The organism is Phenylobacterium sp. (genome assembly GCF_030698145.1).
In the GTDB taxonomy this organism is placed as follows: domain Bacteria; phylum Pseudomonadota; class Alphaproteobacteria; order Caulobacterales; family Caulobacteraceae; genus Phenylobacterium.
The window spans coordinates 1-14,327 of the sequence record NZ_JAUYNW010000057.1 but is presented as its reverse complement, the minus strand read 5'-3'; the positions used below and the strand labels follow the sequence as shown (position 1 = coordinate 14,327).

The window sequence follows — 14,327 nt, the reverse complement described above, 5'->3', positions numbered from 1 at the left end:
CCTGAAGGCCACGACGGAACAGGCGTTCGCCATGCTGGCGCGCGGCGGCGTCGCCAACGTGATCGGCATGATCCCGGTGGGGACCAAGATCGAACTCGATGGCTACGAGTTCCTCGGCGAGAAGCGGATCCAGGGCAGCTTCATGGGATCCAACCGCTTCCCTGTGGACCTTCCTCGGTTCGTCGACTTCTACATGCAGGGCAAGCTTCACCTCGACCAGATGATCTCGCGACGCATCAGGCTCGACCAGGTCAACGAAGCCTTCGCTGAACTCAAGCGCGGCGAACTCGCCCGCAGCGTCATCCTGTTCGACGCCTAGCCTTCTCGGCCGCTGGCGGTGCGGGGGGCCCAACCTCCCCGCACCCCCTCCCCTCCCCCCGCAACTGGAAAGACCCCATGCCGCAGATCACCTACGTCGAGCACAGCGGTAAGGCGCACACCCTCGACATCGCTATCGGCCTCAGCATCATGGAAGGCGCGGTCAAGAACGGCGTGCCCGGAATCGACGCCGACTGTGGCGGCGCCTGCGCCTGCGCCACCTGCCACGTCCATGTGGATGCGGCGTGGCTTGGCGCACTGCCCGATCGCTCGCCCACCGAGGCGCAGATGCTGGAGTTCGCCGATGGCGCGACGTCCAGCAGTCGGCTGGCCTGCCAGCTCAAGGTCACCGCCGCGTTCGACGGCATCCGTATCACCATGCCTGAAAGCCAATAGCAGCCGCCAAAGCTGCTGGCCCTTCGGCCTTCACTTCCGGTCGGCTCCGCGCCGCTCGCCACCTCAAAACAGGACAAGGCCAACACAATGAGAGACTATCGCAAGCTCTATATCGACGGCGTGTGGGTCGAGAGCGCCGGCGGTATTCCGCACGACGTGATCAACCCGGCCACCGAGGCTGTCGCCGGCCAAATCTGCCTGGCGACCCACGAAGACGTCGACCGCGCCGTGAGCGCCGCGCGGCGCGCCTTCCAGAGCTTCTCCCTCAGTTCGCGGGAAGACCGGCTGGCGCTGCTCAATGCGATCCTCGCAGGCTTCGCGGCGCGCCAGCAGGAGCTTGCGGACGCCCTGGTCGAGGAGCTCGGCGCTCCGGCCAAGCTGGCCCTGGAGGCGCAGGTCGGTTCGGGACTCATGCACCTGATGACGGGCATCGAGGTGCTGAAAACCTACGCCTTCGAGCATGCCGCCAGTCCGCGGACGACCGTTAAGCGGGAGCCGATCGGCGTGGTGGGCATGATCACGCCCTGGAACTGGCCGATCAATCAGGTGATGTGCAAGATCGTCCCGGCGATCGCGACCGGCAACACCATGGTGCACAAGCCCTCCGAGGTGACGCCGTTCACGGCGCACATCATCGCCGAGATCCTCCACGCCGCTGGCGTGCCCGCTGGTGTCTACAACCTCGTGGACGGCGACGGCCCCACCGTCGGGGCCGCGATTTCGGCGCATGCCGGCATCGACATGGTCTCCTTCACCGGCTCGACGCGCGCAGGAATCGACGTGGCCAAGCGCGCCGCGGACACGGTGAAACGCGTTCATCAGGAATTGGGGGGCAAGTCGCCGAACATCGTGCTGGAGGGCGCCGATCTGCCGCAGGCGATCGGCGAGAACATCCATCGCGTGATGATGAACAGTGGCCAGACCTGTCATGCCCCGACGCGGCTGCTGGTGCCCGCCACAAGGCTCGAGGAAGCCAAAGCGATCGCCGCTCATGTGGTGCAGACATTGCCAGTGGGCGATCCGACGACAGGCGTCTACCTCGGGCCGGTGGTCTCCGAGGCGCAGTGGACGCGCATCCAGGCCCTCATCGCCAAGGGTCTTGAGGAGGGCGCCGCCCTCGTCGCCGGCGGTCCGGGGCGCCCAGAGGGCCTGTCCAAGGGCTACTACGTCCGCCCCACCGTGTTCGCGGATGTCACCAACGACATGACGATCGCCCGCGAGGAGATCTTCGGTCCGGTGCTCTGCATCATCGACTACGGCGACGTCGAGGAGGCGATCCGCATCGCCAACGACACGCCGTATGGTCTCGCCGCCTATGTGCAGGCCTCGACCGACGCGCAGGCGGAAGAGGTCGCCGCGCGGCTTGAAGCGGGCATGGTCTACATCAACGGGGCGAGCGAAGACGGCGCCGCCCCGTTCGGCGGGTACAAGACGTCAGGAAACGGACGGGAATGGGGGGAAGCGGCTTTCGCCGACTACCTGGAGACGAAGGCCGTGATCCATCGCGCCTCCGCTTGATACAGTTCTACAATATAACTTACCTGCAAGTACGGCCTTCCTGGCTGCTGAGGATGGATGGACATGACTGAATTTCGCCGGGTGCCAGTCGGAGAGGTCGAGCTGAATGTGGCCATTCAGGGCGAAGGTCCCTTGGTGGTCATGGTCCATGGTTTTCCCGAGTCCTGGTACTCGTGGCGCCATCAGATGGGCCCCATCGCGGCTGCGGGCTTCACCGCCTGCGCCATCGATGTGCGCGGCTATGGCGGGTCGGACAAGCCGCACCCTATCGAGGCCTACGATCTCGAGAGCCTTTCTGGGGACGTGGCCGGGCTGATCGAAGCCTTGAGCCCCGATCAGCCCGGCGTCGTGATCGGGCACGATTGGGGCGCACCGGTTGCTTGGACCACCGCCCTGGTCCATCCGGAGCGGGTACGGGCTGTAGCAGGCCTCTCGGTGCCCTATACCGGGGTTCCGACCCGCTCCCTCAGCGACATCATCGATGCCGTCTACAAGAGCAAGGGCCGGTTCTTCTACCAGGACTATTTCGCGGCCGAGGGCGTGGCCGAGGCGGAACTTGAAGCGGATGTTCGCGGAGCTGTGCGACGGCTCTACTACGCCTGGGGCGGCGAGGCGCCGACGGAAGCTTGGCGTTCGGACAAGCGCCTGGGCGACCGGGTTCTGACGGGCCTTCCCGATCCCGACCCCTTCCCGGCATGGCTAAGCGATGCCGATATCGATTTCATGGTCAGCGAACTCGAACGTTCCGGCTTCCGCGGGGGCCTGAACCGTTACCGCAATCACGACCGCGACTTCACCTTCTTGCGCCAGTTCCAGGGACGGCGCATCGAGCAACCCGCGCTGTTCATCGCCGGCGACCGCGACAGTGTCCTGTCCATGTTCGGTGACCGCCTGAGCCTCATGACAGACGAACTGCCCGACCTGCGCGGGGCGCACATGCTCCCCGGTTGCGGACACTGGACCCAGCAGGAACGGCCCGAGGAGGTCAACAATCTGCTGCTGCCATGGCTAACCAGCCTGTAGCGGGGGCCATTGGTCTCCCCTGCCAGGCCGGGGCAGCCGATGGCTGAACAAGGTGCCTGGGCGGATCACCGCTTTTCCGGTGACGCGGAAGGCCTCCCGCGTCACCGTCTAGCTTGGGTCTGCCCGACCGACTCTGGAAGCGCTTCGTCACGCCGAGCTTGATCACCCGCCCGAGCGGGTTGGCAGTATAGGGGTCGTAGGAGACGTCGAGGCGAGCGAACGGCGGTCTATAATTGAACTGTATTGCTCGTGGGTCAGCTCAGTGTGTCTTCGCGGATCGTCCTGCGAGCGCCCCAGAAGCACCCGAAAGCGACGACGCCGAATAGGCTCCCAACCACGAGCGCCCATCGGACCCCCTCTGCAGGACCAAAGTCGAAGCCGTAGTTGAACATGTCTGACGCGGCCCCAATGGTTATCGGCCCAAGCCCAAAACCGAACAGGTTGACGAGGAAGAGCAGGACGGCCGCTGCGGTCGCGCGCATCTGGGGCGGCACGACGGATTGGGCGGTCCCGTAGACGGGCCCGAACCACAAGGTGCCTAGGAAGCCATTGAGCGCCAGAAGTCCCAGGCCGATGGCCGCATGGGACACTGTGACGGCAAGGACGAAGATGGGAATGGACAGCAGACTCGCTCCGGCGGGCGCAAGCATCCAGGCCCGAAGATCTCGACTTCCGAGCCGATCCGAGAGCCAGCCGCCGCACAATGCCCCGAGGGCGCCGCTCAATCCGCTGATCAGGCCCAGGGCGAGACCCAGGAACCCTATCGATCGGATTTGCAACCCGAAGACTTCACCGGTTTGAGCCGCGAGCGCGGCGATCTCGGCGGAGTGGTTCCGCAAGAAGAACGAAGCCGTGAACGGCGCTGCGCCGAAGCCGACGAAGGCCGTGATCGCGCCTCCCATGGCCACCAGCCAGAAGGTCCGTCGCCGCGCGAGGTAAGCCATGGTCTCGCCGAAAGTCGCGGCCGTCGAGGCGAGATGAGCCGCATCGTGCGCCAGCTGGCGTCGAGGCTCGCGCAGCGTCGTAAAGGCGAGCGCCGCAAAGATCAGTCCGGGCGCGCCTGCGATCAGGAAGGCGACCCGCCAGCCATAGGCGTCGGCCACCAGGCCGCCGAGGGCAAGGCCGAGAAGGGTGCCGATCGGCGTTCCCATCGAGTAGAACGCCAAGGCCGAGGCGCGCTTCTCCCGCGGGACGTAGTCGACGATCAGGGAATGGGCGGGCGGGGTGCATCCCGCCTCGCCAACGCCCACCCCGACGCGGAAGAGAACGAGCTGGGCGAAGGTCTGGGCCACGCCCCCCAAGGCCGTGAACGCGCTCCAAACCGCCACGGATGCGCCGATGATCATTGGGCGATTTCGCCGCTCCGCGATCCGGGCGATGGGAATTCCCAAGAGGGTGTAGAACATTGCGAAGGCCAGACCGCTCAGCACACCGAGCTGCCAGTCGGCGAGCCCCAGATCTTGCTTGATCGGCTCAGCGAGGATCGTGACGACCTGGCGGTCCAGAAAGTTCGCGATGTAGATGCCGAGCAGCAACCACATGGCGTAGCGCGTATAGGCCGGCGAAAAGGGAACGCCCACGGGCGCCTGGACGAGCGCAGGGTCGGCGATCTGGGTCGGCAGCGCGGTCATGGGGTATCCTGGCGAATTGCGGATTGGCAGCTGCGCGCCGCGGTGCAGAATGAGGCCAGGCGCGCAGATCGGGCGAGTGCGCGCCTGGCGCCGCGGCCGGTAGCCGCCGTCTGGCCATCGCCAGTCGGCGGCCGTGAGGGTCCGGCGGGCTAGGCGGCCACCAAATCCTTCGTTGTCTCGAGCAACGCGACCACATCGGCCGGCTGAGCCAGCGGACGCGGGTTGACGGGGGCGAACACCGACTTCACCGCGATCTCGCCAATCCGTCCGTAGTCGGTGGGCTGGATGCCCACGTCGCTGAGCTTGCCGGGCAAGCCCAGTTCCTGAACCAGTTGCTCGACGGCGGTGGCGGCGCTGCGTCCGGCGGCGCCCAAGGCCGCCGCAATTCGGCGCTGCGCGTCCTCAGTGGACGAGCGATTGTATCGCAGGACATGCGGCATCAGGACCGGGGTGATGAGATAGTGCGGCACGCCGAAGGTTCCGCCGAGAACGTGGCCGATGGCATGGCTGGCGCCCATCGGGACTCGGGTCTGCAGGCCAAAGGCCGAAAGCCAGGAGCCGTATTGCGCCAGCCGTCGCGCCTCCAGGTCCAGCGGGTCGGCCTTGCAGCGACGCAGGCCTTCCGCAAGCAGGCCGATCCCCTCGGTGACGACCGCGTCCACCAGCGGGGTGCCAAAACCGGAACACAGGGCTTCGATTCCGTGATCCATCGACCGCGTGCCGGAGCCCAGCCAAAGGATCTCCGGGGTGTGGATTGTGATCTGCGGATCCAGGATGATGGCGCGCGGCATCATCAGGGGGTGGTGGAAAATCTGCTTCCAATCCCGCCGGGTGTCGGTCACCAGGGCGCCGGCGTTGTACTCGCCGCCGCTTAGCGTTGTGGGAACGACGATCGAGCGCACCGTTGGCGCCCGGAACGACTTCGATGAGACCGGGACGCCCGGCGCGCCCGCGGTCAATTCGTAACCGTCGAGGCCCTCCTCGTCGAAAATCTCGTGTTCCATGCACACGGTGACGATCTTAACCACGTCGACCACCGAACCGCCGCCGACGGCGATCAGGAGATCTGCGCCCGCCGCTGTCGCGGCCTTGGCGATTTCCACGGCGCTTGCCCGGGTCGTGTGCTGCGGCACGCCATCGAAGGCGCCGGCGTAGCGGTCGCCCAACTTCGCCCGGATCTTCTCGATCTCATCCGTCGTCGTGTTGAGCGTGTGGCTGACCACCAGGTAGACGCGCGTCGCGCCAAGGCGCTGCGCCTCCGCCAGGACCGCCTCCGCTGCGGCCTGGCCGAAGATCACTCGATCCATCGGCGGAAAGTGTTGGACGCCTACGAGCCGCATCTTTCGCTCCTCCCTGGTCCTTTTTCGCCATTCGCCGTGCGCTACAGCGTTTTACGTACGGTAAACGAAAACAAAAAAGGTGATAGTGCTAAATCAGAACTTTTGAACCATTTCGATAGCCGACTTTCGACGCGGATCTGCCGGCGGGACGAAGGCTCCGCGGGTCGGCACAGCCCGGAGGCGGCGCGCCATAGAGCGCGCGACCGCTCGAGGCTGCTCAATCCGGAGCACGACATCCGATAGCCAATCGGTCGCCCGGGCTCGCACGCCAAGGAGGCGACCGGCACCCATTCGCGGGGCCCGAACAGAAGCCGCCGCAGCCGCACGTCTCAGAAGATCTCGAAGAGGCCCGCCGCGCCCATGCCGCCGCCGACACACATGGTGACGACGCCGTACTTGGCGCCGCGGCGTTTGCCTTCGTACAGCAGGTGGGCCGTGCAGCGGGCGCCGGTCATGCCGTAGGGGTGGCCGATGGAGATCGAGCCGCCCGAGACGTTCAGCTTCTCGTTCGGGATGCCCAGCTTGTCACGGCAGTAGAGCACCTGGGAGGCGAAGGCCTCGTTCAGCTCCCAGATGTCGATGTCGTCGACGGTCAGGCCGTTGCGCTCCAGCAGCTTCGGGATGGCGAAGACCGGGCCGACGCCCATCTCCTCGGGGCCGCAGCCGGCCACGGCCATGCCGCGGTAGGCGCCCAGGGCCTCAATGCCGCGCTTCTCGGCCTCCTTGCGCTCCATCAGCACGATCGCCGCGGCCCCATCGGAGAGCTGGCTGGCGTTGCCGGCGGTGACGAACTTGCCCTCCTGGACATAGTGGCCGCCCTTGAAAACCGGGCTCAGCTTCTGGAGGTCGGCCAGGGTGGTCTGCGGGCGGTTGCCTTCGTCGCCGGAGATGGTGATTTCCTTGTCCGCGGTCTCACCGGTCTCCTTGTTGACCAGCACCTTCATGACGGTGGTCACCGGGATGATCTCGTTGGCAAAACGGCCTTCCGACTGGGCCTGGGCCGTGCGCTGCTGGGATTGCAGAGCGTAGTCGTCCTGCGCCTCGCGGCTGACGCCGTAGCGCTCGGCGACGACCTCGGCGGTCTCGATCATCGAAGTGCGCAGCGCGGGCACGTGCTCGGCCAGCCAAGGGTCGCTGGCCATGAACCCGTTGACGTGGGCGTTCTGCACGAGGCTGATCGACTCGATGCCGGCGCCAATGGCGACGGTGGCGCCATCGGCGGTGATGTACTTGGCCGCCGTGGCCACGCCCATCAGGCCGGAGGCGCACTGGCGGTCGATGGTCATGCCGGAGACGGTGTTGGGCAGGCCGGCGCGCAGCGCCGCCTGGCGGGCGATGTTGTTGCCGGTCGTGCCCTGCTGCAGCGCCGAGCCCATGGCGATGTCGTCGATCTCGCGGGGATCGACGCCCGCCTGGCCCACCGCCGCGCGGATCGCCTCGGCGCCCAGCGTGGCGCCATAGGTGTTGTTGAAGGCGCCGCGATAGGCCTTGCCGATGGGGGTCCGCTTGGCGGCGACGATGACGGCCTCACGCATGTGACGGCTCCTGCTCGATAGCGAGAGTGTGCGGCGGGGGCCGCGTGTGATGGCGGGCGGGGCCTGCCTTCGGAATTGAGTGGTGAGGAGACGGCCAGCGCCAGCGGGCGGTATCGTCGCCCGCCTAGGCCGCCTCGACGCCCCTAGTCTGCAGGACGATCTCGTCCTCGACCTCGCGGAGCCGATCCTTCCCGAAATAGAGCTCTTGGCCAACCATGAAGGAGGGGCTGCCAAAGACGCCTGCGTCGACGGCCGCCTGGGTGTTCGCGACCAGTTTGGACTTGACCTCCTCGGTCTGGGAGAGCCTGAGGATCTCGTCCTTCGGCAGGCCGGCTTCCACCAGCGATGCGGCATAGACCTCCGGGTCATCCATCTTGCGGCCCCGCGTCCACATGTCGTCGTAGACCTGGTCCACGAACGCCTCGAACACCCCCGCGACCTGGGCCGCCACGGCCCCCCGCATCAACTGCAGGGTATTGATGGGGAAATGCGGGTTGAACTGGAAGTTCGAGAGCCCGTGCCTCTTGAGGAAACGCGCGATCTCAATCCGGTCGTAGTCGGGCTTGTTCCTGATGCTCGCGAACGCCGTCGCCGGAGACTGGTTGCCCGTCAGCTTGAACACGCCACCCAACAAGATCGGCTCATAGACGAACCTTGCCTTTGTCCTGGCTTCGATCGCCGGGAGCACGCGGTGGCTCATATAGGCGTTCGGGCTTCCGAAATCGAAATAGAAGGTGACGTTCATCCATGCGTTCCTGCGGCCGCGCCTCGTGCGACGTCGGTCGCACAGTAAGTATTTTAATAGCACTGACAGAGGTCGGCAGCAAGTTCAAGCTGTTTCCATGCGCGTCACTCACCCTGCCCCGATGGCGTCACCGTCCACCGGTGATCGCGGCATCCGACTCCGTGAGGCCAGCTTCGGCACGGTTCCGGCGCGAACCACAAGCTGGTCCACCGATAGGAACCGGTCTCCTCTGGCGTAGCGAGTCGAAGGTTGACATCAGCGCAGCTTCAAAGTCGATCCTCCGATCGATCCACGGCATGACCTGCTGGGCGCGCGCCCCGCCTGCCCTCTGGCCGATTCAATCGGTCCCTTCTTTCGAGGCCGACGGTCCCCGCGCATCGATCGCGATCGCTCGGTGGACTGGGTTCCATTATACTACTGATGGTGTTAGGACGTCCAAGTTGGTCGGGCGCCGGCGTCCGCTTGGAGGAAGATGATGGACCTCACCTTTGACGCTGCAGACGAGGCCTTTCGGCAGGAGGTGCGGGCGTTCCTAGCGGCGAACTTGCCACGCGAGCTCGCCGAACGCGTTCGGTTCGGAAAAAGTCTCGGCAAGGCCGATTTCGAGGGCTGGCAGGCGACGCTGAACGCGCGCGGCTGGCTCGCGCCACACTGGCCAAAGGCGTACGGCGGCCAGGATTGGACGGCGACCCAGACCTTCATCTGGGACTACGAATCCTCGCTTGCCAATGCCCCCCCTACCATCGCCTTTGGCTTCAAGATGCTGGCCCCGGTGCTGATCAAGTACGGGTCCGAGGAACAGAGACGCCATTGGCTGCCACGCATGCTCAGGGGCGACGACTGGTGGTGCCAGGGCTATTCGGAGCCCGGGGCCGGCTCGGACCTTGCGGGGGTGAAGACCACCGCCGTGCGGCAGGGCGATCATTACGTCATCAACGGGCAGAAGACGTGGACCTCGTTGGCCCAGCACGCGAACATGATCTTCCTCCTGGCCCGAACCGACAGCTCAGGGAAGAAGCAGGAGGGCATCTCCTTCATCCTGCTGGATATGAACCAGCCTGGCGTGGAGGTGCGGCCCATCATCACGCTGGATGGCGACCACGAGGTCAACGAGATCTTCTTCACGGACGCGCGCGCTCCGGTGTCCAACCTCGTCGGTGATGAAGGCGGGGGCTGGACGTACGCGAAGTATCTGCTGACCTATGAGCGCACCAGCATGGCCATGGTCGGTGCGTCGTCCGCGTCCCTCGAGCTTCTGAGGGAGATCGCTCAGCGGGAGACCAAGGGCGACCGGCCCCTCATAGAAGATCCCTACTTCGCAGCCAGGTTCGCCAAGGCCGAGATCGAATTGGAGAACCTGAAGACGACCACCCTGCGCGTCGTGGCCGCGGCCGCGGCCGGGGGCGCGCCCGGAGCCGAAAGCTCCATGCTGAAGGTCAAAGGGACAGAGGTCGCACAGGAAATCCAGGCTCTTATCCGGCGGGCCGTGGGCCCCTACGCCGTTCCCTTCCGGCGCGACTGCCTCGAACCAGGCGCTAACGCCGCGCCGGTCGGGCCGGCCTATGCCGCCGGCGTGACGTCCACCTACCTCAATGGCCGAAAACTCACGATCTACGGCGGTTCCAACGAGGTGCAGCGCAACATCATCACCAAAGCCATACTCAAGCTCTGAGACAGGAAGCACAAATCATGGAGTTCAACCCGACCGCCGACCAGCAAATGCTGTCGGACATGCTCAACCGCTTCCTCGCTGAGCGCTATCCGCTGGAGGCGCGGGCCCGACTAGTCGACCGCGCGCCTGGATACAGCCTGGAGGCCTGGACGCAGCTTGCTGAACTCGGCGTCCTCGGAGCGCTGTTCGACCCCGCGGCTGGGGGCTATGGCGGCGCGCCCGGTGACATCGCCGTCGTGTTCGAAGCGCTGGGACGTGGGGCCGTGGCGGGGCCCTTTCTGCAATGCCTGATGGCGGGAAGCGTTCTGGCAAGCGTGGCGACCGCCGCATCGCAAGACCTCCTCGACGCGATCATCGGCGGCCAGACCGTGGTCGCTTTCGCACACCAGGAGCCGCATAGCCGCTACGAGCTGAGCCGCGTCGAGACCCGGGCGGAGAAGTCTGCGCAAGGCTGGCGGCTGTCTGGGACCAAGGCCGTCGTCGCGTTCGCCGACGCCGCGGATTACCTCATCGTTTCGGCCCGAGCCTCCGGGTCCGCCGCCGACGAAGCCGGCGTCTCGCTTTTCCTGGTTCCGGTGACGGCGGCTGGCCTCACCATCCAAGGCTATGCGGGAGTGGACGGCGCCCGCAGTGCAGAGGTCGTGCTGAACGATGTCGAGGTGGCTCCAGATGCGTTGCTCGGTGTCGAAGGGGGCGCGTTCGTCTTGGTCGAGCAGGTCACAGGCGTGGGGATTCTTGCCCTCTGCGCCGACGCCATAGGCGCCCTTGATGTGGTGAAGGCTTCGACCGTCGAGTACCTGCAGACGCGCGTCCAGTTCGGACAGCCGATCGGGAGCTTCCAGGCTCTTCAGCACCGGATGGCCACGCTCTTGATCGAAATCGAGCAGGCCCGCTCCGCGCTCTTCAATGCAGTGGCCGCCTTCCATGACGACGGGACCGTCCGCGAACGGGCGCTTTCGGCGGCGAAGTACACCTTGGGCCGGGTCGGCGCGCTCGTCGCCGAGGAGGCGGTTCAGCTACATGGGGGCATCGGCATGACGTGGGAGATTCCGCTCTCGCACTACGTCAAGCGCCTCATCATGCTCGATCATCACCTGGGCGATGTGGACCACCACATCGAACGCTACGTCGCACTCGGGCGAGCGGCATGAGGGCCGATATAGCTCCAGATTCGTAAGAGGTTCGACGATTTGACAACGTGACACGATAGGCGCGTTAGTGTCGAAATCCTACTTATCCGCGACCAGGGGCCAGCAGCTCGAAAGCTCGGCGGCCTGAAGCGACACACTCAGATAGAATCAAGGGGACAGAGAGATGAGCTTCAGGGCTTTGGTGGCGCGCAAGACAGACGGCAAGATCACGACGCAGCTTGAGACGATGGAAGACGCCGACCTGGGCGCGGGCGACGTAACCATCGCGATCGAATGGTCGACAGTGAATTACAAGGACGGGCTCGCGATCACCGGCGCCGCCGGTGTCATCAGGAACTTTCCTCTGGTTCCCGGCATCGACCTCGCCGGCGTCGTGGAGTCTTCCACCGACCCGCGGTTCGCCGCGGGCGACCGGGTGGTCGTCAACAGCTGGGGCCTGAGCCAGACCCATCATGGCGGCTACGCCGAGCGGGCCCGGGTCAGCGGCGACTGGGTGATCAAGCTGCCGGAGGCGATCTCCACACGCCATGCGATGGCCATCGGGACGGCGGGCTATACGGCGATGCTGAGCGTGCTGGCGCTGGAACACGGGGGCGTCGGACCGGATCGGGGCGATGTCCTGGTCACAGGCGCGAACGGCGGCGTCGGCTCGGTCGCTATCGCGCTGCTCTCCCGCCTCGGCTACCGGGTGGTCGCTTCGACCGGGCGGCTTGAGGAAAGGGACTATCTCACCGCTCTAGGGGCGTCCGAGGTCATCGACCGCGCGGAGTTGTCGGCGGCGGGCCGGCCAATGGGTGCGGAACGCTGGGCGGGCGCGATCGACTCGGTCGGCAGCCACACCCTGGCGAATGTGCTGGCGCAGACGAAGTATCGCGGGGTGGTCACCGCATGCGGGCTCGCCCAGGGCACGGACCTGCCCACGACGGTGCTGCCGTTCATCATGCGAAACGTCACCCTCGCGGGCATCGACTCCGTCAACGCACCCCACGAGGTGCGCGTGGAGGCTTATGAGCGACTGGCGAGCGATCTCGATCTCGCCAAGCTTGAGCAGACCATCACCGAGGTGGGCCTCGCGGACGCGTCCAAGGTGGCGGAGGCGATCCTGCGCGGCGAGGTGCGCGGCCGCACCGTGGTCGACGTTCGCCGATGAGACCTTCGCGCGGGGCGTGGCCGCTCCGCGCCGCCCAGGTTGCCTGCGCTCGTCGAAAGGACACGCTTGGGAAGACAGGGCGAGACGACACGCGGCTGATCCGTCGGGGTGGCGCGGCGTCCAGACCACTTCATGTCCCGTCGCTCGTCGCCGATCCAGAGGGACGCGCGAAGATCGTCGCTCCCGATCACTAGCCTACTTGATTAGTTTTAACAACGAACGCACTTGGATGACGCCAGTACGGTCATTCGTTCGAGATCGTTGGCAAGGTCGGAGGCGCGATCTCTTCCGCGCACCAGGCAGAGGATGGCCATGTCCGCCACATCAACTCAGGCGACCCCGCCGAAGCCCCGGAACGCGACCGCTGTCATAATCGGCGCCGGCGACTACATAGGCGCCGAGATCGCCAAGAAGTTTGCGTCCGAGGGCTACATCGTCTTCGTCGGCCGCCGCCAGGCTGAGAAGCTCGAACCGTTGAAGGCCGAGATCGAGGCCGCCGGCGGCCGCATCGTCGCCAAGGCTCTTGACGCCCGGGACGAGGATCAGATGATGGCGTTCTATCAGGAAGCGGAAAACACCGCGCCCATCGAGGTGTCGGTTTTCAACATCGGCGCCAACGTCAACTTCCCGCTGGTCGAAACGACCTCCCGCGTCTTCCGCAAGGTGTGGGAGATGGCCTGCTTTGCCGGTTTCCTCAGCGGACGCGAGGCCGCGCGCCACATGGCGCCCCGCGGCGCCGGTTCGATCTTCTTTACCGGCGCAACCGCGGGCCTTCGTGGCGGCGTCGGCTTTGCGGCCTTCGCCAGCGCGAAGTTTGGGCTTCGCGCCGTGGCGCAGTCCACCGCTCGCGAATTCGGACCGCAGGGCATTCATGTCGCCCACCTGGTCATCGACTCCGGCGTGGACACAGCCTGGGTTCGCGATATGCGCAAGAAGAACGCCGGTGACGGGCCAGTCACGGACCATGTTCTGATGCGACCGGCTGCGGTGGCGGAGGCCTACTGGGCGATCCACCAACAACCCAGTGACGCTCGGACCTTCGAGCAAGAGATCCGCCCCGCGGGCGAGAAATGGTGAACCCGGCCGCGTCGTCGCCTGGCGAGCTTCCTTCGCCCGCGACGACGTGGTCTGAAGCGTGACCCTGGGGTGGCACACGCCCGCAGTCAAAACCGCGATCAGGACCTGCAGTCACACAGAACGCGGCCGATAAACTCGATTCCATTGAGTTCTTTGGATCGACTCTGATGTCGCGAGTCTTCGCCGTCAGGCGGTGAACTCCCGTGATCGCTGCCCCCGGCTGCGACCTCCGCCGGACAGCCTCCTATCCACGGGGGCAATGTGCTGAGGTGAAGATGCGACCAGGTTGTGCTGCGAGGTTACGCAGGCGCCCCCTGCCGGGCAATCCGCACAACGGGTAGCAAAATAGCATGGCGCACTCTATATTAGTTCGCATTTGGCATGGACCCTAATTTATTCAGGACCTAGGGACGTTTGATATGCAGTGGCATGAACTTGAGAATCAACCGTGCTCGGTCGCGCGGACGCTGTCCGTGATCGGCGATCGATGGACGCTGCTTGTCCTCCGGGAGTGCTTCTTGAGGGTGCGCCGGTTCGACGACTTTCAAGAGCGTCTCGGGATCGGCCGACCGATCTTGACTGATCGGTTGAAGAAACTCGTAGACGCCTTTGTGCTGACGAAGGTGGCCTACCAGACAAACCCGATGCGCTACGAGTATCGCCTTACCCAAAAGGGCCTGGATCTCCATCCGGTGGTCATGGCGATCGTGCACTGGGGCGACGTGCATATGGTCGACAAGAAGGGACGCCCCCTGATCCATCGTCACACCG

The 14,327-nt window shown here is 65.5% G+C and carries 12 protein-coding genes and 1 pseudogene; 9 read left to right on the top strand and 4 right to left on the bottom strand.

Features of this window, described 5'->3' with window-relative positions; all coding sequences use genetic code 11:
* From Q8Q77_RS07645 to Q8Q77_RS07630, 4 genes and pseudogenes are all read left to right on the top strand, one after another.
* A pseudogene (locus tag Q8Q77_RS07645) lies at positions 1–319 on the top strand (alcohol dehydrogenase); the annotation flags it as partial.
* Positions 320–396: 77 nt separating this feature from the next.
* Positions 397–714: a 2Fe-2S iron-sulfur cluster-binding protein gene (locus tag Q8Q77_RS07640; protein ID WP_305582772.1), complete on the top strand. Its 318-nt coding sequence runs from the start codon at positions 397–399 to the stop codon at positions 712–714.
* Positions 715–801: 87 nt separating this feature from the next.
* Positions 802–2,232: an aldehyde dehydrogenase family protein gene (locus Q8Q77_RS07635; protein WP_305582771.1), complete on the top strand. Its 1,431-nt coding sequence runs from the start codon at positions 802–804 to the stop codon at positions 2,230–2,232.
* A gap of 63 nt (positions 2,233–2,295) precedes the next feature.
* Positions 2,296–3,255 carry an alpha/beta fold hydrolase gene (locus tag Q8Q77_RS07630; protein ID WP_305582769.1) on the top strand — a complete coding sequence of 320 codons (960 nt, stop codon included), beginning with the start codon at positions 2,296–2,298 and terminating at the stop codon, positions 3,253–3,255.
* A gap of 254 nt (positions 3,256–3,509) precedes the next feature.
* Here Q8Q77_RS07630 and Q8Q77_RS07625 read toward each other — a convergent pair whose 3' ends face one another.
* The 4 genes from Q8Q77_RS07625 to Q8Q77_RS07610 all read right to left on the bottom strand — a co-directional run bounded on the left by Q8Q77_RS07625 (position 3,510) and on the right by Q8Q77_RS07610 (position 8,506).
* Complete coding sequence (locus Q8Q77_RS07625) at positions 3,510–4,886, bottom strand: MFS transporter (RefSeq protein ID WP_305582767.1); 1,377 nt, start codon at positions 4,884–4,886, stop codon at positions 3,510–3,512.
* 149 nt (positions 4,887–5,035) lie between these two features.
* Positions 5,036–6,184, bottom strand: coding sequence for an iron-containing alcohol dehydrogenase (locus tag Q8Q77_RS07620; RefSeq protein ID WP_305582766.1), 1,149 nt, complete (start codon positions 6,182–6,184; stop codon positions 5,036–5,038).
* 371 nt (positions 6,185–6,555) lie between these two features.
* A complete protein-coding gene (locus Q8Q77_RS07615; RefSeq protein ID WP_305582764.1) occupies positions 6,556–7,761 on the bottom strand; it encodes an acetyl-CoA C-acyltransferase in 1,206 nt (401 codons plus the stop codon).
* Between the two features lie 124 nt (positions 7,762–7,885).
* Positions 7,886–8,506 carry a 2-hydroxychromene-2-carboxylate isomerase gene (locus tag Q8Q77_RS07610; RefSeq protein WP_305582762.1) on the bottom strand — a complete coding sequence of 207 codons (621 nt, stop codon included), beginning with the start codon at positions 8,504–8,506 and terminating at the stop codon, positions 7,886–7,888.
* A gap of 472 nt (positions 8,507–8,978) precedes the next feature.
* Here Q8Q77_RS07610 and Q8Q77_RS07605 point away from each other — a divergent pair, with 472 nt between their 5' ends.
* The 5 genes from Q8Q77_RS07605 to Q8Q77_RS07585 form a co-directional block, all read left to right on the top strand.
* Entirely contained in the window at positions 8,979–10,178 is a 1,200-nt protein-coding gene (locus tag Q8Q77_RS07605) for an acyl-CoA dehydrogenase family protein (protein WP_305582760.1), read from the top strand.
* A 17-nt stretch (positions 10,179–10,195) separates the two neighbouring features.
* Positions 10,196–11,329: an acyl-CoA dehydrogenase family protein gene (locus Q8Q77_RS07600; RefSeq protein ID WP_305582758.1), complete on the top strand. Its 1,134-nt coding sequence runs from the start codon at positions 10,196–10,198 to the stop codon at positions 11,327–11,329.
* A 163-nt stretch (positions 11,330–11,492) separates the two neighbouring features.
* Positions 11,493–12,479, top strand: a complete 987-nt coding sequence (locus Q8Q77_RS07595; protein WP_305582756.1) for an MDR family oxidoreductase — start codon at positions 11,493–11,495, stop codon at positions 12,477–12,479.
* 312 nt (positions 12,480–12,791) lie between these two features.
* Positions 12,792–13,556 carry an SDR family NAD(P)-dependent oxidoreductase gene (locus Q8Q77_RS07590; protein WP_305582754.1) on the top strand — a complete coding sequence of 255 codons (765 nt, stop codon included), beginning with the start codon at positions 12,792–12,794 and terminating at the stop codon, positions 13,554–13,556.
* Between the two features lie 419 nt (positions 13,557–13,975).
* Positions 13,976–14,327: helix-turn-helix domain-containing protein (locus tag Q8Q77_RS07585; protein ID WP_305582752.1), on the top strand; the 352-nt coding region annotated here is incomplete at its 3' end.